Origin of the sequence: Kribbella sp. NPDC058693 (assembly GCF_042715335.1) — a bacterium.
GTDB classification, from domain to species: Bacteria; Actinomycetota; Actinomycetes; order Propionibacteriales; family Kribbellaceae; genus Kribbella; species Kribbella jiaozuonensis.
In genome coordinates, this window is record NZ_JBHXSQ010000007.1 from 1 (window position 1) to 16,271 (window position 16,271).

12 protein-coding genes and 2 tRNA genes are annotated in these 16,271 nt (G+C 68.4%); 6 read left to right on the top strand and 8 right to left on the bottom strand.

Annotated features, from left to right (window positions below):
- Window positions 1-208 precede the first annotated feature (208 nt).
- The 6 genes from ACFWUU_RS39075 to ACFWUU_RS39100 all read left to right on the top strand — a co-directional run bounded on the left by ACFWUU_RS39075 (window position 209) and on the right by ACFWUU_RS39100 (window position 4,514).
- A tRNA-Arg gene (locus ACFWUU_RS39075) sits at window positions 209-282 on the top strand.
- 160 nt (window positions 283-442) lie between these two features.
- Window positions 443-889 carry an HNH endonuclease gene (locus tag ACFWUU_RS39080; protein ID WP_137256356.1) on the top strand — a complete coding sequence of 149 codons (447 nt, stop codon included), beginning with the start codon at window positions 443-445 and terminating at the stop codon, window positions 887-889.
- 34 nt (window positions 890-923) lie between these two features.
- Window positions 924-996: transfer RNA gene (locus ACFWUU_RS39085), tRNA-Gln, on the top strand.
- Between the two features lie 74 nt (window positions 997-1,070).
- A complete protein-coding gene (locus ACFWUU_RS39090) occupies window positions 1,071-2,216 on the top strand; it encodes an RtcB family protein (RefSeq protein WP_380183810.1) in 1,146 nt (381 codons plus the stop codon).
- Window positions 2,217-2,244: 28 nt separating this feature from the next.
- Window positions 2,245-2,439: a hypothetical protein gene (locus ACFWUU_RS39095; RefSeq protein WP_130442383.1), complete on the top strand. Its 195-nt coding sequence runs from the start codon at window positions 2,245-2,247 to the stop codon at window positions 2,437-2,439.
- A 161-nt stretch (window positions 2,440-2,600) separates the two neighbouring features.
- The gene (locus ACFWUU_RS39100) at window positions 2,601-4,514 is read left to right on the top strand and encodes a heparinase II/III family protein (RefSeq protein ID WP_380183554.1); all 1,914 of its coding nucleotides are present in this window, start codon (window positions 2,601-2,603) and stop codon (window positions 4,512-4,514) included.
- On the opposite strand, the gene ACFWUU_RS39105 is transcribed toward ACFWUU_RS39100, so the two are convergent.
- The 8 genes from ACFWUU_RS39105 to ACFWUU_RS39140 are packed head-to-tail and all read right to left on the bottom strand — an operon-like array spanning window position 4,507 to window position 16,169.
- Entirely contained in the window at window positions 4,507-5,793 is a 1,287-nt protein-coding gene (locus ACFWUU_RS39105) for an alpha-L-fucosidase (RefSeq protein WP_380183556.1), read from the bottom strand. The two genes, ACFWUU_RS39100 and ACFWUU_RS39105, sit on opposite strands and share 8 nt — an antisense overlap.
- Window positions 5,790-7,163 (bottom strand): FAD-binding oxidoreductase, encoded by a 1,374-nt coding sequence (locus ACFWUU_RS39110; protein ID WP_380183558.1) that lies wholly within the window; start codon window positions 7,161-7,163, stop codon window positions 5,790-5,792. Before ACFWUU_RS39110 ends, ACFWUU_RS39105 begins: the two co-directional genes overlap by 4 nt.
- Window positions 7,160-8,026 carry a hypothetical protein gene (locus ACFWUU_RS39115; protein WP_380183560.1) on the bottom strand — a complete coding sequence of 289 codons (867 nt, stop codon included), beginning with the start codon at window positions 8,024-8,026 and terminating at the stop codon, window positions 7,160-7,162. The genes ACFWUU_RS39110 and ACFWUU_RS39115 overlap by 4 nt, the downstream gene beginning before the upstream one ends.
- The gene (locus ACFWUU_RS39120; protein ID WP_380183562.1) at window positions 8,026-9,327 is read right to left on the bottom strand and encodes a DUF2088 domain-containing protein; all 1,302 of its coding nucleotides are present in this window, start codon (window positions 9,325-9,327) and stop codon (window positions 8,026-8,028) included. The genes ACFWUU_RS39115 and ACFWUU_RS39120 overlap by 1 nt, the downstream gene beginning before the upstream one ends.
- Window positions 9,327-11,105, bottom strand: coding sequence for an IlvD/Edd family dehydratase (locus ACFWUU_RS39125; RefSeq protein ID WP_380183564.1), 1,779 nt, complete (start codon window positions 11,103-11,105; stop codon window positions 9,327-9,329). The genes ACFWUU_RS39120 and ACFWUU_RS39125 overlap by 1 nt, the downstream gene beginning before the upstream one ends.
- On the bottom strand, window positions 11,102-12,553 hold the full coding sequence (locus tag ACFWUU_RS39130) for an aldehyde dehydrogenase (NADP(+)) (protein WP_380183566.1): 1,452 nt from the start codon (window positions 12,551-12,553) through the stop codon (window positions 11,102-11,104). The genes ACFWUU_RS39125 and ACFWUU_RS39130 overlap by 4 nt, the downstream gene beginning before the upstream one ends.
- Window positions 12,550-13,443, bottom strand: coding sequence for a fumarylacetoacetate hydrolase family protein (locus tag ACFWUU_RS39135; RefSeq protein ID WP_380183568.1), 894 nt, complete (start codon window positions 13,441-13,443; stop codon window positions 12,550-12,552). The genes ACFWUU_RS39130 and ACFWUU_RS39135 overlap by 4 nt, the downstream gene beginning before the upstream one ends.
- Window positions 13,444-13,454: 11 nt before the next feature.
- On the bottom strand, window positions 13,455-16,169 hold the full coding sequence (locus ACFWUU_RS39140; RefSeq protein WP_380183570.1) for a UxaA family hydrolase: 2,715 nt from the start codon (window positions 16,167-16,169) through the stop codon (window positions 13,455-13,457).
- Between the last annotated feature and the right edge of the window lie 102 nt (window positions 16,170-16,271).

A 16,271-nucleotide genomic window follows, 5' to 3' on the forward strand; every position in this document is an offset into this window, starting at 1 on the left:
TGCATCGGCGCGCGGGGGCGAAGGTCTCGATGCGGAGCATCGTGGCCTTTGCACCCGTGCGGCGAGGTGCCGTGCCGAGTGCCGCGCAGTAGGCGCGGAGCCGTCAGCCACCCCCTAGGCGCCCGCAGGATGCTTGCTACCGGCCGAGCGGGCGCCGCACGCGTGCCCTGTGACGGAAATCCGCAGTACATCCGGCGCAGGGCACCGGACGCCCGTGGCTCAACCGGAGAGAGCACCGGCCTACGAAGCCGGGGGGTGCAGGTTCGAATCCTGCCGGGCGTGCTGTGTCCGAAGCAGAAGCGGGCGATGCACCGGGACGTGGCCCCGGAGAAAGCGGGTTCGAGCCCCGCCGGACACCCTGAGTGAACATCTGTTGACCCGACACCGACATCACCGACCCGGCGCGGCCCGGTCGGGCACACTGGAAGGGAGGAGGAACCACATGAGCGGTGTGATCGTTCTGAACGCCTCGTACGAGCAACTGCACGTCGTGTCGATCCCGCACGCCATCCGGATGCTCGTCCGCGAGGTCGCCGTCGTCGAGGAAGCCCACGACGGCGCCAGCATCGGACCGTTCCCCCTCCCCCGCGTACTGCGTCTGGTCCGCTACGTCGTGATGAAGTGGCGGTACGCGTCGGGACGACTGCAGTACACCCGCGCCGGCGTACTCAAGCGCGACAAGTACCTCTGCGCGTACTGCGGTAAGCCCGGCGCCAGCACCATGGACCACGTGGTCCCACGATCACGGGGCGGACGCGGCGAGTGGCTGAACGCCGTCGCCGCGCACTCCGAATGCAACGAGAAGAAGGGCTCGCGAACACCGGAAGAGGCCGGCATGCCACTGCTGTGGCAGCCCTGGATCCCTTCCCGTGCCGAGTTAGCGCTCTGACGCAACACCCATCCGGTGTCGCGGCGGCGCGCGATGCCAGGTGGGCGACGGTGACCCACCCTCGGTTCTGACCCGAGGCCCCGCAGGTTCGAGCCCTGCCCTGGCAGCTGCATGCCGTCGAACAAGGAGGGGAATCGTGGAGTTTCCGATCGAGTTGAGTGGAGCCAAGAACTCCACACTGATGTGGGCGCACGAGCACGAGGTAGGCGCGCGGGCCCTGCAGCAGCTGCGCAACATTGCCGCACTGCCGTGGGTGCACGGGGTTCGCGTCATGCCGGACGTGCACCTCGGCAAGGGCGCGACCGTCGGGTCCGTGATCGCGATGTACCAGGCTGTGTCGCCGTCCGCTGTCGGGGTCGACATCGGGTGCGGGATGGAGGGCGTCCTGACCTCGCTGACGGCCGCGGACCTGCCGGACGACCTGTCGCGGATCCGTTCCCGGATCGAGGCCGCCGTACCTGTCGGCTTCCGGGCTCACAAGGACACGGTCGGCGTACGTCGGCTGGGCCTGGACCCGCGCCCGTGGGACCGGCTGTGGGGTGCGTTCACGAGCCTGCACGACGGAGTGCAGGACCGCGAGCGCAAGGCCAAGCAGCAGATGGGATCGCTTGGCGGCGGCAACCACTTCATCGAGGTGTGCCTCGATGACGAGGACCGCGTCTGGCTGATGCTGCACTCCGGCAGCCGCAACATCGGCAAGGAGCTCGCGGAGCGACACATCCGGATCGCCCGGGAGCTGCCGCACAACGCGGACCTTCCGGACCGTGATCTGGCCGTGTTCCTGTCCGGTACGCCGGAGATGGAGTCGTACCGTCGTGACCTCACCTGGGCCCAGGAGTACGCCGCCCGCAACCGCGCGGTGATGCTCGCACTGGTGATGCAAGCGGTGCGCGACTCGTTCACGGTCGAGGTGCAGTTCGAGCAGCCGATCTCGTGCCACCACAACTACGTGGCCGAGGAGCACATCGACGGACTCGACCTGCTCGTCACCCGCAAGGGCGCGATCCGCGCAGGGCTCGGGGACCTCGGGCTGATCCCGGGGTCGATGGGCACCGGCTCGTACGTCGTTCGCGGACTCGGCTCGCAGCGCTCGTTCTACTCGGCCTCTCACGGGGCAGGCCGTCGGATGAGCCGCAACGAGGCGAAGCGCCGCTACACGGTCGACGACCTGGTCGCCCAGACCACGGGCGTCGAGTCCCGCAAGGACGCCGGCGTGATCGACGAGATCCCCGCGGCGTACAAGGACATCGACTCGGTCATCGCCGCTCAGGCCGACCTGGTCGAAGTAGTAGCCCACCTCAAGCAGGTCATCTGCGTGAAGGGCTGAACAACAACAAATGAGAGGAGGACCGGCTATGGCCGACCTCAGGAACAGGAAGCGGGTGCCCGGCGGTAGGACCGGTGCTCCGGTGAAGCAGGGGCATGCGTTGCGGCGGGTTCAGCTCGCCTGCGGGCATGTCCAGCGTGATCGGATCGCGCACGCGGGCGATCACGTGTGGTGTGAGGCCGACTGCTCCGACTGGATCCGTGTCGTTTCCGTCGAAGAGTAGTCACTCGGTTACGCCGCCCGTCGTCGTCAGGGGAGACGGCGGGCGGCTGACCAAACTCACCAGAACTCATCGCAACTTTCTCCACCGGCTGACCATCGTGGCGGTTGTACAGGTCTGTCACCGCCGGCCGGGGGGCCGCGGGCGAGTGGGTGGGGAAATGCATGATCAGAGGGTTACTGGTGCTCGGGCTCGTTACTGCGGGCCTCGCCGGCACCACCGGTGTCGCGACGGCTCAGACCGGGCCGGGGATCGCGATCGCCGCGGATCTGCCGGAGCCTGAGGCGGCGCAGTTCGTGCCAGGGGCAACGAACGTGGTCCCGGCGACCGCAGTGGCCGCGAAGAGCGCCCAGGCGATCACCACGGCGGCAGGTGGCACCTACACCTGCCCGGGTTTCAGCACGGTCGACGACGCAACACCGCTGTCGTCCGTGATGCAGGACACCTATACCTGGGGCGGGTTCAAGCCGTACAAGGTTGGCGACGGCAAGGGAAACATCAACTGGAAGCTGAACCCGTACGGCAATCCCAGCTGGTACATGTGGTTCCACTCCCTTCGTTGGCTGGGCCAAGGAATCACCGCCGCCAGCCAGGGCGACACCGCCGCGATCGACCACGTGACGACGATCGTCCACGACTGGGTCCGCGACAATCCGTACTCCTGGAAGGGTGACGTCGGCGCCTGGGAGTCGACGATGCACCGCACCAACGTGATCATTTGCACCCGGCAAGCAGTCCTCGCCGGGCTGAACGTGACCACGCTGCCGACGGAGTACGCCTGGCTCGACGCGGCTCTGCTCGACCACGCGAAGTTCCTGGTCAACAACTGGAGCGGCGCCTGGAACCACGGCACCGACGAGAGCATCGCGCTGTTCGGCGTCGGCTGCACGCTCGACCGCACCGACTACATGACGCTCGCCCAGCAGCGCCTCAACGCCGGCATCACGACCTCGATCGATGCCGAGGGTTCGACCAACGAGCAGTCGACCGCCTACGCGCAGTTCAACTACTCCCTGTGGGGCCGAGCCGTCGACGTACTGCGAGCCTGCGGCGCCGACCCCGGTACGACGATCACCGCGCGCCGCACACTCCTGGCCAACTGGCTCGCGCTGGCAACGAACTCACTCGGCAACCTGCACCAGATCGGCGACTCCGAGGTCGTCCGTACGGCGCCCGTCGCCGGCACCCCGCTCGAGTACGCCGGCTCGCAAGGCGCCACCGGGGTCGCCCCGACCGACCGCGTCGGCATGTTCTCCGCGGGCTACGTCTTCGGCCGCTCCGGATGGGGCAACTTCGCGGGCCAGTCGTCGTACAGCATCAGGTACGGGCCGACGCGGCAGCTGCACGGTCACAGCGACCACACGTCACTCACCTACACCGCCCGCGGGCGGGACATCCTGATCGACGGCGGCCACGCCGGGTACCAGAACGACGTCTGGCGGACCTGGGCGAAGAGCCCGTTCGCGAGCAGCGCGATGACCACGCCGCTCTCGGCCGACACGCTGCCCGCGACCAAGCTGACCCGGTCGCAGGTGAAGCCGGGCGCCGACTTCTTCGAGTTCTCCGACGTACCCGGGCCTGGCATCAGCCGCGTTCGCGCCGTACTCGTGCTGAACAACCCGGACCTGATCGTCACGCTCGACCGTGCGTCGTCGAAGACCGCGCAGCAATTCCAGACCCTGTGGCACCTGCCTGCGGACCAGAAGGCGACCGTGTACTCGCGGACGACCGCCCTGGCGTCGAAGGCAGGTGAGGACACCCGGACGATCCTGTTCCAGGTCCCGTACCGGCAAGCCCTTCCGCCCGGCGCGATCCTGCTCAAGCAGGCGCAGACCAAGCCGATCCAGGGCTGGACCTACCCGAACATCAACACCCGGCTGTCGGCGCCGACCCTGATGTTCGCCCGCTCCGGCACCACGGCGTCGATCCTGTCGTTCATCGCACCGGTCAAGGCCACCGGCGCCGTCACATACGCGACCCGCTGGTCCGGTACGACGTACGTCGTCGACCTGACCGTGGCCGGCGTACGCACGTCGATCGGAATCACCGCCGGCGGCTCAATCTCCCGCCTCAGCTGATCGAACCCAGCACCGGGTCGAAGTGGACGGACAACGAAACCGCCGCTTCGGCCCGGCTGGCGAGGATACGGACGCGTACGTCGGCAGGCGCGATCGGCTCGGGCAGCGTGAGCAGCCGGCGATACCCAATCGTCGTGCCGCGAGCGACCTCCGTCCACGCGCCGTCGATCAGCCCGTCGACCGCGAACTCCTCAACCTGCTGCCCAGCCTCGATGTTCTCGCGCAGGTCGAGCACGTTGATCGTTGCCGGCAGCACCAGATCGGTCCCGTAGTACTCCCGAACGGCGGCACCGAACTCCAGGAGCGCAGCCACATCCGGGTCAGCGAACCGTCCACGCCGGTCCGGCGGGATGTTCAGCAGCAGTACGGCGTTCCGCCCGACCGACTTGCGATAGATGTCGAGCAGCTCAGGCAACGACTTCACCGCCGCATCCTCGGACGCGTGGTAGAACCAGCCCGGCCGGATCGACACGTCGACCTCTGCCGGGTACCACCGCAACTCGTCGGCCTGCGCCAGCTCATCGGGTCCGGCAACGGAAGGCGCCGTCTGCTCGGCCACCATCTGACCGGCGGCGAACGGTACGACGCTCCACTCGGTCTCGCGCGCGAACCCGTCCTCGTTCCCGACCCACCGCACATCCGGGCCGCCGATCGCGATCGTCGCGTCGGGCGCCAGCCGCCGGATCAGATCGAACCATGCGTCGTAGTCGTAGGTCTGCGCGCTGCTGGTCGGATTCGCGCCATCGAGCCAGACCTCGGCGATCGGCCCGTACGACGTCAGCAGCTCGTGCAGCTGCTGCAAGTAGAACCGGTTGTAGTCGTCGACGGTGTATGTGAACTCGCCGATGACCGACTCAACCGCGGGGCTGCCGTTGCCGTAGTACCCGCCGGGCGCCTTCTCCTGGTAGAGATCCGCCGGCGACAGATAGATCCCGAAGCCAAGACCGGCCGCCTTGCACGCCGCTGACAGCTCGGCCACGACATCACCGGTATACGGGCTCGCGGCAACGGTATGCGGGAGGTACTTGCTCGGCCACAGGCAGAAGCCGTCGTGGTGCTTGGCCGTCAGAATCACGCTCTTGAACCCGGCCGCCACCAACGTCTCGACCCACTGCCCGCAGTCCAGCTCCGATGGGTCGAACACCGCCGGATCGTCCACGCCGGTCCCCCACTCGAGATCCGTGAACGTATTCGGCCCGAAGTGCACGAACGCGGTCAGTTCCTGCCGCTGCCACGCCAACTGCCTCGCCGACGGACGAACCTCGGACGGGTCGATCACCGCAATACCTTCCCGGGGTTGAGCAGGTTGTCAGGGTCGAAGGCGTGCTTGATCCGCCGATGCAGCTCGAGTCCGACCGGCCCGAGCTCGGTCTCCAGCCAACGCGCCTTCAACGTGCCGATGCCGTGTTCGCCGGTGATCGTGCCGCCGAGGCGGAGACCCAGCTCCATCACGGCGCCGAACGCTTCCAGCGCGCGCTCCTCGGCAGCCGGATCGTTGCGGTCGAAGACCACGGTCGGGTGCATGTTCCCGTCGCCTACGTGCCCTGGGCAACAGATCAGCACCTGGTACTTGTCGCCGATCTCGGCGATGCCACGCAGCAACGCGACCAACTGCGAACACGGTACGGACACATCGTCGATCAGTGTGGTCCCGAGCGGCTCCAGCGCGGAGTTCACCAGCCGCCGCGCCTCGAGCAGCATCCGCGACTCCTCGACATCCGACGCCTCCGCGACCTCGATCGCGCCGTGCTCTACGCAGATCGCCGCGATGCGCGCAACGTCGTCGGCCGCACGAGGCCCGCGATCGGACTGCGCGAGCAGCATCGAGCCGACATCACCCGGAAGACCCATGTCGCGGTAGTTCTGGATCGCCCGCACCGTCGGCTGGTCCAGGAACTCCAGCAACGACGGCCGCAGTCCCGACGCCATCACCGCCGCCGCAGCCGCGATCCCGTCCTCGATCGAGCGGAACGTCGCAGCCGCCGTCAGCGCGGCCTCAGGCGCCGGACGCAACGACAGCGTCGCCTCCGTGACCACGCCCAGCGTGCCCTCGGATCCCACGATCAACCTGGTCAGGTCATACCCGGCGACGCCCTTCGCCGCCCGGCGACCGGTGCGAACGACCTCGCCCGACGCCAGCACGACCTGCAGACCGCGCACGAAGTCCGACGTCACGCCATACTTCACACAGCACAACCCGCCCGCGTTGGTCGCGATGTTGCCGCCGATCGTGGACATCTCCCACGACGACGGGTCCGGCGGATAGAACAGTTCCTTCTCCAGCACGGCCCGGGAGAGATCCGCGTTCACCACCCCCGGCTGGACCACGGCGACCTGGTCCTCGACCGAGACCTCGAGGATCTGGTTCATCCGCGCGGTCGACAGCAGCAAGCAGCCGTCGATCGCGTTGGCCGCGCCCGACAACCCGGTCCGCGCGCCCTGCGTGACAACCGGTACGCCGAAATCCCGAGCGGCCTGCAGGACCTCGACAACCTCGGCGGTCGAGGTCGGCCGTGCCAGCACCCGCGGCACGCCGGCCGGCGAGAACGTCGCGTGGTCGTGCCGATGGCTGTCCAGCACATCGGGGTCATCGACGACGGCCGCGTCGCCCAACGCGGATCGGAGCCGGGTTACGAGCGCATCGGTCATGCCTCATCCTGTTCGGCGAGCAGCCGCAGGATCAACTCCGCTCGCCGGACACGCTCCCGCCCGAGGGCTTCCGCCGTACCGGCGAGGTGCGCTCCGACCGGGTAGATGTTCGGCGCGTTACGCAGGCCCATCTTCAAGTAGACGGGCGCGGCGACGCGGACGATCTCCGGTACGTCGTAGAAGCGGACGTGGCCGCCCTGGTCGTCGGGGACCTCGATGTACATGTCGATCGGGACCGTCGTCACCGAGCGGATCTCCGCGAGCACCGGCACCGGCAGGTCCGTCGACACGTTCAAGCTAGTTGCGCCGAGGCGCTCGTACAGCCGCGCAGTCGGTGCGTTCGGCAACGGCATCAGCACCGACGTCTTCAGCACCAGATCCGCGGGCAGCTCGCCCTCGATCTTCAACGCGCCGAGCAGCTCCAGTACGCCGATGTCGCCGACCAGCAGACTCCGTACGCCGAGCTCGACCGCACGGAACGCGTCACACAACGACGCCGCGACCTGATCGTTGCCCCGAGCAACACCGCCGACCGCGGCCGAGACCTTCGCCTGACCACCGATGTCCCACGCGCCGCGCGGCCCGAGGAACAGACACACCTCCACGCCCGCGGAGGCGCCGAGCGACAGCATCTCCTCGATCTCGCCGTCGGTCAGCATCATCACGCCGCTGCCCTGCGACACCCGGTCGATCGTGATGCCGCGCGACTTGGCCTCCTCCAGCACCGCGGTCATCACCCGCGGCCCCTCACAGGAAGGGATCTCGACCTTGTACGGCGATCCGTCGGGGAACGCCTTGGTCGAGGTGTCCCCCGGTCCGAAGCCGCGATCGGCAAGCAGGGCACGTGCTTCGCGAAGGTTCATCACTCGCTCCAAGGTCCGAGGCTCCCGGCCGACGTCAGATCGCGCGCCGTACCGGTGATCTCCAGGTCGAAACGCTCGGCCGCCTCGTTCAGCAGCGCCGGCGTCACCATCAGCTCGTGCGGGGACAGCGTGTCCTTGATCCGGGCCAGCCGCAGCTCGGACCAGTGCCGTCGCCCGCACATCGTCACGGCCGCGAGTACGGCGGCCTCGTCGTCCTCCATCACCATCGGCAGCCGCGAACGCCGCGCACCGCCGGCACCGGACGTCAGCGCGTTCACATAACTCGCGCGGAGGTCGATCTGTTCCAGCAGCCGTGCCGGAATGACATCGGCCAGGCCGAGCCCGGAGGCGTTCCCGTGCGATGCCGGCGACAGGGAGTGCACGCTGATCGCGGCAATCGAGGGCGACTCGAACTCCGGGATCCCGTGCACCCAGCACCGGCCGATCACGTTGGTGTCCATCCCGGCGCCGGACTTGTCCTTGCCCAGCTCATCGATCACCAGTACGTCGAGCTCGTCGAACGGCAGCCGCCCGAGCATGCTCGACGCCCTTTGCAGCAAGGCGTTCTCGGCCGCGCCGGCGATCCCGTCGGACTCGACGAACTCGACCGATGCGGTCTCGTCGAGCGAGTTCTCCAGGATCGCGAGGCCGCCGAGGATCTTGCCCTGTGCAACGACCATCCGGGCCGCGGCCTCAATGTTGCCGCCCAGCGACGGGATGCCGCCGGCGTGCAACGACGCGGCACCGCGATGGTTGCCGAGGCCGATGGCGAGGACCTTCGCGATCCCGCTCTCGATCTGCCCGTGGAAGTCGGTGTGCGGTTTGACCCGGTTCACCAGAAGTACGCCGTCGGCCTTGGCGGCGATCGCGTCGTGGTGGATCTCGGTGCCGTCGTCCAGCGTGCCAACGACCACGGTCTCCATCGTCGCCTCGATCGGGCAGCCGATGGACTCGGGCGTGACGCCGAGCCCTTCGAGCATCTCGCGCTGTCCGTCCGCGGTCGCGCCGCCGTGCGATCCCATCGCCGGGATCACGAACGGCGCAGCGCCGGCATCCTTCAGCCAGTCGACCGCGGCCTTCACCACCGGCACGAGATCGCGGATGCCCCGGCTGCCCGCGGTCACCGCGATCCGGGCGTCGGGCAGGATCCGATCCCGGAGCGGTTCGAGCGCGGCACGTGCCTCGGCGTACGGATCGGCCGAGGTCTGCACGTCCGACAGGATCCGCCGGATCGGCGTCACCTGCGGGAGGGTGCCGGACGGCCGGAGCCCGCGGACGGCCTCGAAGGGTCCCCAGCTCATCAGTGACTCTGCCGTCCGACGGCCGAACCGGTGCGCCCGACGAGGAAGTCCAGGTCACAGCCCTGGTTGGCCTGGGTCACGTGATCGACGTACAGGCGCGCCCAGCCGCGGTCCGTCTGCGGAGCGGGTGGCTGCCAGTCGGCGCGGCGCTTCTCGAGCTCCTCGTCCGACACGTCGAGATGCAACCGGCGGGCCGCGACATCGAGCTCGATCCAGTCACCAGTCCGTACGAGCGCCAGCGGTCCACCAACAGCCGCCTCAGGCGTGACATGCAGTACGACGGTGCCGTACGCCGTACCGCTCATGCGTGCGTCCGAGATCCGCACCATGTCGTCGACGCCGATCTCCGCGAGCTTGCGCGGGATCGTCATATTGCCAACCTCGGGCATCCCCGGGTAGCCGCGCGGACCAGAGTTCTGCAGGACGAGCACCGTGTCCTCGTCGACCTCGAGATCGGGGTCCTCGACCGCCTTGTCGTACTCCTCGATGCTGCTGAACACCAGCGCCTTCCCGCGGTGCTGCATGAACCTCTCGGACGCCGCGGACTGCTTGATCACCGCGCCGTCGGGCGCCAGGTTCCCCTTCAGTACGGCGGTCCCCGCGCCGCTGCCGAGAGGGTCGCCGACCGGACGGATGACGGCGACGGGCGGCGCGCCCTCCTGCCCGCTCCAGTCGGTCCGCTGCGCCTGCGCGACGTTCTCGCCCATCGTCTTGCCGGTGACCGTGATCGCGTCGGCCTTGAGCAGCGGCAGGATCTCCTTCATCACCGCGGGCAGGCCGCCGGCGTAGTAGAAGTCCTCCATCAAGTACTTGCCCGACGGCTGCAGGTCGACCAGCCACGGTACGCCGCGCGCCCACTCGTCCATGTCGTCCAGCGTCAGCTCGACGCCGACCCGGCCCGCGATCGCGAGCAGGTGGATGACAGCGTTGGTCGAACCACCGATCGCCGCGTTGGCCCGAACCGCGTTGGCGAACGCGTCGCGGGTCAGGATGTCGCTCGGCTTGAGGTCCTCCTCGACCATCTTCACGATCCGCTGACCGGCCTGCTGCGCGATCGAGTACCGCCGCGAGTCCACGGCCGGGATCGCCGCCGACCCGGTCAGCTGCAAACCGAGCGCCTCGGCCATGCAGGCCATGGTCGACGCCGTACCCATCGTCATGCAGTGCCCGTTGCTGCGGGACATGCCGGACTCGGCCGCCGCGAAGTCCTCCTCGGTCATCCGGCCGGCGTTGCGGTCCTGCGTGAACCGCCACACCGCCGTACCCGAGCCGATGTCGCAGCCGCGGAATTTACCGTTCAACATCGGACCGCCGGTCACGACGACGGTCGGTAGGTCGACGCTGGCGGCGCCCATGATCGAGCCCGGCGTGGTCTTGTCGCAGCCGGTCAGCAGTACGACGCCGTCGATCGGGTTGCCGCGCAGCGACTCCTCGACGTCCATGCTGAGCAGGTTCCGGAACAGCATCGCGGTCGGGCGCAGCAGCGTCTCGCCGAGCGACATGACCGGGAACTCCAACGGGAACCCGCCGGCCTGCCAGACACCGCGCTTGACCGACTCGGCGAGCCGGCGCAGGTGCGCGTTGCACGGCGTGAGCTCGGACCAGGTGTTGCAGATGCCGATCACCGGGCGGCCGTCGAACACCTCGTCGGTGAAGCCCTGCGCCTTCATCCAGGAGCGGTGGATGAAGCCGTTGCGGCCCTTCTCACCGAACCAGTGGTCGAAACTCCGCCGTCCGATCGGCGCATCCGGCTCGTCAACAGTCGGTTCGTCACTCATCGCGTCACCTCGTCTGTGGTCACGGTCCCGTTCACCCGGCGGCTGATACCGGCCGGGTTCGAGTTCTTCAGTACGTCGGGCAGCACCGCATCGGGAGCGTCCTGGTACGCGACCGGACGCTGGAACCGCCGCGCCGCCGTCACCCCGACGCTGGTATGGATCGAACCGACCGTCGACGGGAACGGGCCTCCGTGGTGCTGTGCCCAGGACACGGCAACGCCGGTCGGCCAGCCGTTCCACAGCACGCGTCCGGCGCGGCCGGTCAGGAGCGGGAGGAGTTCGCGGGCCAGGTCGGCGTCCGAGTCCTCCGCGTGAAGAGTCGCGGTGAGGTTGCCCTCGAATGCTTCGACAGCCTGCTTGAGCTGGTCGATGCCGTCGTACTCGACGACGATCGAAACGGGGCCGAAGCACTCTTCGAGGATCTCGTCGCGGCGGGCGAGCAGCTCGGTGACCGTGGTCTGCAACAGGGTTGCGGCACCGGCAGACCAGACTCGGACGCCGTCGACCTTCTCGAGGCGGTCGAGGCCGGAGCTGAAGCCGTCCTTGATGCGATCGTTGAGCATCGGCGCCTCGGCGACTCCGCCGACTGCCTCGACGAGCTGCTCCTGCAGGCCGTGGCCGGTCGGCAGGAAGACCAGGCCGGGCTTGGTGCAGAACTGCCCGACGCCGAGCGTGAACGAACCGACGTACCCACTGGCGATGTCCTTGCCTCGGGCATCGATCGCCGCCTGCGTGACGAAGACCGGGTTGAGGCTGCCGAGTTCGCCGTAGAACGGGATCGGCTCGGGGCGGGTGACTGCGATCTCGTGGAGCGCGTTGCCGGCCGGGACCGAGCCGGTGAAGCCGGCCGCGGTGATACGCGGATCCTTCAGCGCGGTGACGCCGACGTCGAAGCCGGCGATCAGGCCGAACGTTCCGTCCGGCGCGCCGGCGGTCTTGAGCGCCTCGATCATCACCTCTGCCGTCCGCGCGGACAGCTCGGGGTGTCCGGGGTGCGCCTTGACGATGACCGGGCAGCCGGCGGCCAGCGCTGAGGCAGTGTCGCCTCCGCAGACACTGAACGCGAACGGGAAGTTGCTGGCAGCAAATACCAGGACCGGGCCGAGCGGGACGAGTACGCGCCGCAGGTCTGGCCGCGGTACAGGCTTGGCCTGCGCGTCGGCCGTGTCGATGATGACTTCCAGCAGCGAGCCTTCTTCGAGTACGTCGGCGAACATCCGCAGCTGGCCGGTGCTGCGGGCGACCTCACCGGTCAACCGGGCCTGAGGCAACGAACTCTCGCGCATTGCAATAGGGACCAGCTCATCGGACGCCGCATCCAGCGCATCTGCGACCGCTCGGATCCAGCCGGCCCGCACGGCCGGCTCGGAGGCGCCGAACGCGGGAGACGCCGCGGCCGCCGCGGCCAGTGCCTGCTCGAGCTGGGCCGGCGTGGTGTCCTGCGTCATCGGGTTCCCTCCAGGTTGTCGGTTGCGAGGAACGCGAACGGTTCCCGACCTACGGCCACGGTATTCGTGAGGGTGCCGACCTCGTCGATCGTGATCGTGATGACGTCACCCTCGGCGAGCGCGAAGTCGAGCTCGGGAACGATGCCGGTCCCGGTCGCGAGGATCACGCCGTCGGGGAAGTCGTTCGGCAGGAACAGTACGTCGATCAGGTCCTGCAACTCCCGCACCAGCTTCGCCGTCGACGTGGTGTCCGCGAACACCTCCGCGCCGTCACGCTCGATCACCAGCCGGATGTCGAGGTTCTTCGGATCGGAAACCTCCCACACCGGGCGAATCCCCGACGCCAGCGCGCAGCCGCCCGCGAACAGCTTCGCCTGCGGTACGTACAGCGGGTTGACGCCCTCGATCGAGCGCGAGCTCATGTCATTGCAGACGGTGAACCCGACGATCTGACCGTGGCTGTTGGCAACCACCGCGAGCTCAGGCTCCGGTACGTCGTGACCGGAGTCGGACCGGATCCCGACCGGCTCGCCGTCCACCACGACCCGCCAGGCCGGCGCCTTCTGGAACAGCTCGGGCCGGTCGGCGCTGTAGACCTTGTCGTACACCGACTGCTCCGTGCTCTCCTCCATCCGGGCGCCGCGCGACCGCTCGTACGTCACGCCCGCGCACCAGACCTCACCACGGCCGTCGAGCGGCGGCAGGAACTTCAGCCCCTCGACCGGCTCGCCCTCCCCCAGCTTCCCGACCGCGCCCTGCAGGTCCTCGAGCGGGAGTTGCAGCAGCTCCGCGAACGTGTTGATGCCGGGAAGCGACGCCACCGTGTCTCCGGTGCGCACACCGGGGATCGGGCGACCGTCGATCGGGGACAGATAACGGACCAAGTGCATTGACAGGCCTTTCACATCGACGTACCGAGCAGACCACGAGTGATCTGGAAACCAACATTGCCGGAGGCAACTGCTTTGGGAACGAGCCGGCGACTCGCGACGGCAGCGATCGTGTCGAGCCCGATCCGCGCCTGCTCGGCCGCGTCCCCGGTGGCGACCGCGTCCAGGTCGTCGCCGTACGTCGCGACCGTCTCCGGATCGTTGCTGAACTCAACGATCGGTACGAACCGCTGCGCCGACAAGGTGCCGCCGGCAACATGCGCGAGGATCTGCTGGACGCCGGTCGCGCCGAACCCGGTCGCGGTCTCCATCCAGTCCGTCCCCGGCATCCGCATCACGTGCCAACCCGGCGCCGCGAGCCGCTGCCCGTGTGCGACAGTCGGCCCGACCGGGTCTGCCGACCCGAACGCCGCCGTACGGAATCCGTCATGCGCAAGCAGAGCACCACGCGACGACAGTACGACGGAACCGCCGGAGCCCACGATCTCGCGACCGATCAACGCGAACGCCTCGGCAGTCGCAGCCGAGAACGAACCTCGCGCTTCGAGGCCGACGGTCAGCGCACCGAAATCCCCGCGCTCGTCAGCCGGAGCGGCGAGGTCGAAGCTGCTGAACCAGTCCTTCACCTTCTCGCCGACCGCATCGAGGCCGCCGTCCGCCTGGATGCTCGCCCAACCGAAGCGCGACGGATCGGCACCGGCCTCGACGAGTCGCGAGCGGAAGTAGTCGTTGTGAGTCTTCTCGCAGCCGTGTTCGAGCAGCAGCGCCATTCGGGTGTTCGGATGCAGCAGATAGCCGAGCATGATCCGCGCGAACGTCTCCTCGGACGCGCCGCCACTGCTGCCGCAGCCCTCGGTGTGCGGGAGAGCGACCATCCGGGTGACGGCGTTCCCGGCCCATCTCTCCAGCTCCGCCTGGGCTGCGATGCGTAGAGCGATCTGGCCGGAGCAGAGGCTGGTCGGAAGGATCAGGCCGACCGCCTCGGGCACCAACCTGTCGTCGACCCTTAGTAGCTCCGTAGAGGTCTTTGCGTCCGATGTCAGCCCGGTGTGCGGCAGGCCGTCGAGCGGGGCGTCGCGGTCCTCGGCGGGGAGGTCGGTGAGCTTGCGGCTCATCCGGCCGTCGGTGGTGATCGAGATCCCCTCGACCGGGCCGACCTGCTTCCAGTTCCGCCAGATCGACACCTGGCTGTGGCCGGCCCGCTCGCCCGCGCTCTTCTCCCCGGATGCGACCCGGATCGTGAGGTCGAACGTATCCGCGGTCAGGTCGGCCATCGGCGTACCGGACAAGTACTTGCCTGCGTCAACGTCCATCTCGGCGTGCAACCGCTCGTACCGCGCGCTGGTCGTGACGAACTTGAGCGTGGGCACGAACGGGAAGTTGGTGATCGAGCCGTTGCCGGTGGTGAAGAAGATCAGGTTGCAGCCGCTGCCGATCTGGCCGGCTACCGATTCCAGGTCGTTGCCCGGGCTGTCCATGAAGATGTAGCCGTTGCCGGGCAGCGGTTCGCCGTACTCGATGACGTGGTCGAGGCGGACCTCGCGCGGAAGCTTGCGCGCGGCACCGATCGACTTCAGCACAATGTTGTACAGCCCGCGGTACACGTTGCCGCCGGACGGGTTGCCCTCGGCGGTGTGGCCGTGCCAGCCGACGCGTTCCTTGAACGACTTGATCGTGGCGAGGAACTTCTTCGCGGTGGCGAGGTCGCGGACGTTCTTCAGTACGTACGGCTCGGCGCCGATCAGCTCGTCGGTCTCCGCGAGCACCGCCGTACCTCCGTGCCGGATCAGCTCGGCGCTGACCTGACCGGCGAGCGGGTTCGCCGAGATGCCGGAGAACGCGTCCGAGCCGCCGCACTGCAACGCGATCTTCAGGTCCGCCAGCGGGACCTCCTCGCGCTGCTGCGCGTCGACGACCGGCAGCCACGGCTCGATCAGCGCGCCCGCGATCGTCAGGTCGTGCTCGAAACCGGCCTTCCGGGTGAAGAACGCGTGCGGGACTTTGATCGACGGGTAGCCGTGCTCGGCCATGAAGTCCTTGATCGCCCGGCCCGAGACGACGTCGCCCTCGGTGTCGACGATCAGGACGGCGCCGACGTTCGGGTTCAGCGTGAAGCCGGCCAGCGTGGCGAGCAGGAAGTGCAGGTTGTTCGGTACATCGTCCTCGCCGCCCTCGGTGTGCGCGACCGGTACGACGCCGTCGCCGGCCGCCGCGCCGTCGAAGCGCCGCGCGAGCTCGGTAACGAACCCGCTGCTGCGCGAGCTGGTTGCCATCAGTACGACGTGATTGCGCGTGCCGGCCGGGCCTTGTTCGCGGGGGTAGCCGAGGAACGTACCTGGCTGCTCGACGCTGGTCACCTGAGCGCCGAAGTTGAGCGCGGACTCGTCCAGCTCGTACGGGTCCAGGGGCTCGTTGGTCGCGGACGGCTCCGCGGGCAGGCCCTCGACCCCGCGGGCGGTGACCGCGGCGAGGCTGGTCGGCGTACACACATAGTCACCGGGGACCAGGTCGCGGGAGGCGCGGGCGAACGCGGTGTTCCACGAGGTCAGCGCGTCACCGGCGCCGGTCGGGGTGACCACGAAGCGGTGGCCTTCGAGCACGGTGTGTGGCAGCGTCACCGTCGTACCGTCCAACTCGACCTCGGTACCGGCCTCCAGCCGCCGGGAGGCGATCGCGACGTTGTCCCCGGGCTCGGGCAGAACGCCGACCTCTTCGAACCTCACCATTCGTTCGCGCCTTCCCATAGCTTGCTCTGGGCGGAATCGTGCATGATGCATGATTACCAGTGTTACCCTGCCGAAACCTGACCGGTGGGGTCAAGGGCGCGA

Coding starts and splice junctions, on each gene's coding strand:
- ACFWUU_RS39125 (WP_380183564.1), bottom strand. CDS start 11,105: ATGAGTGACGAACCGACTGTTGACGAGCCGGATGCGCCGATCGGACGG.
- ACFWUU_RS39120 (WP_380183562.1), bottom strand. CDS start 9,327: ATGAGCTGGGGACCCTTCGAGGCCGTCCGCGGGCTCCGGCCGTCCGGC.
- ACFWUU_RS39090 (WP_380183810.1), top strand. CDS start 1,071: ATGTGGGCGCACGAGCACGAGGTAGGCGCGCGGGCCCTGCAGCAGCTG.
- ACFWUU_RS39095 (WP_130442383.1), top strand. CDS start 2,245: ATGGCCGACCTCAGGAACAGGAAGCGGGTGCCCGGCGGTAGGACCGGT.
- ACFWUU_RS39110 (WP_380183558.1), bottom strand. CDS start 7,163: ATGACCGATGCGCTCGTAACCCGGCTCCGATCCGCGTTGGGCGACGCG.
- ACFWUU_RS39080 (WP_137256356.1), top strand. CDS start 443: ATGAGCGGTGTGATCGTTCTGAACGCCTCGTACGAGCAACTGCACGTC.
- ACFWUU_RS39130 (WP_380183566.1), bottom strand. CDS start 12,553: ATGACGCAGGACACCACGCCGGCCCAGCTCGAGCAGGCACTGGCCGCG.
- ACFWUU_RS39115 (WP_380183560.1), bottom strand. CDS start 8,026: ATGAACCTTCGCGAAGCACGTGCCCTGCTTGCCGATCGCGGCTTCGGA.
- ACFWUU_RS39100 (WP_380183554.1), top strand. CDS start 2,601: ATGATCAGAGGGTTACTGGTGCTCGGGCTCGTTACTGCGGGCCTCGCC.
- ACFWUU_RS39135 (WP_380183568.1), bottom strand. CDS start 13,443: ATGCACTTGGTCCGTTATCTGTCCCCGATCGACGGTCGCCCGATCCCC.
- ACFWUU_RS39140 (WP_380183570.1), bottom strand. CDS start 16,169: ATGGTGAGGTTCGAAGAGGTCGGCGTTCTGCCCGAGCCCGGGGACAAC.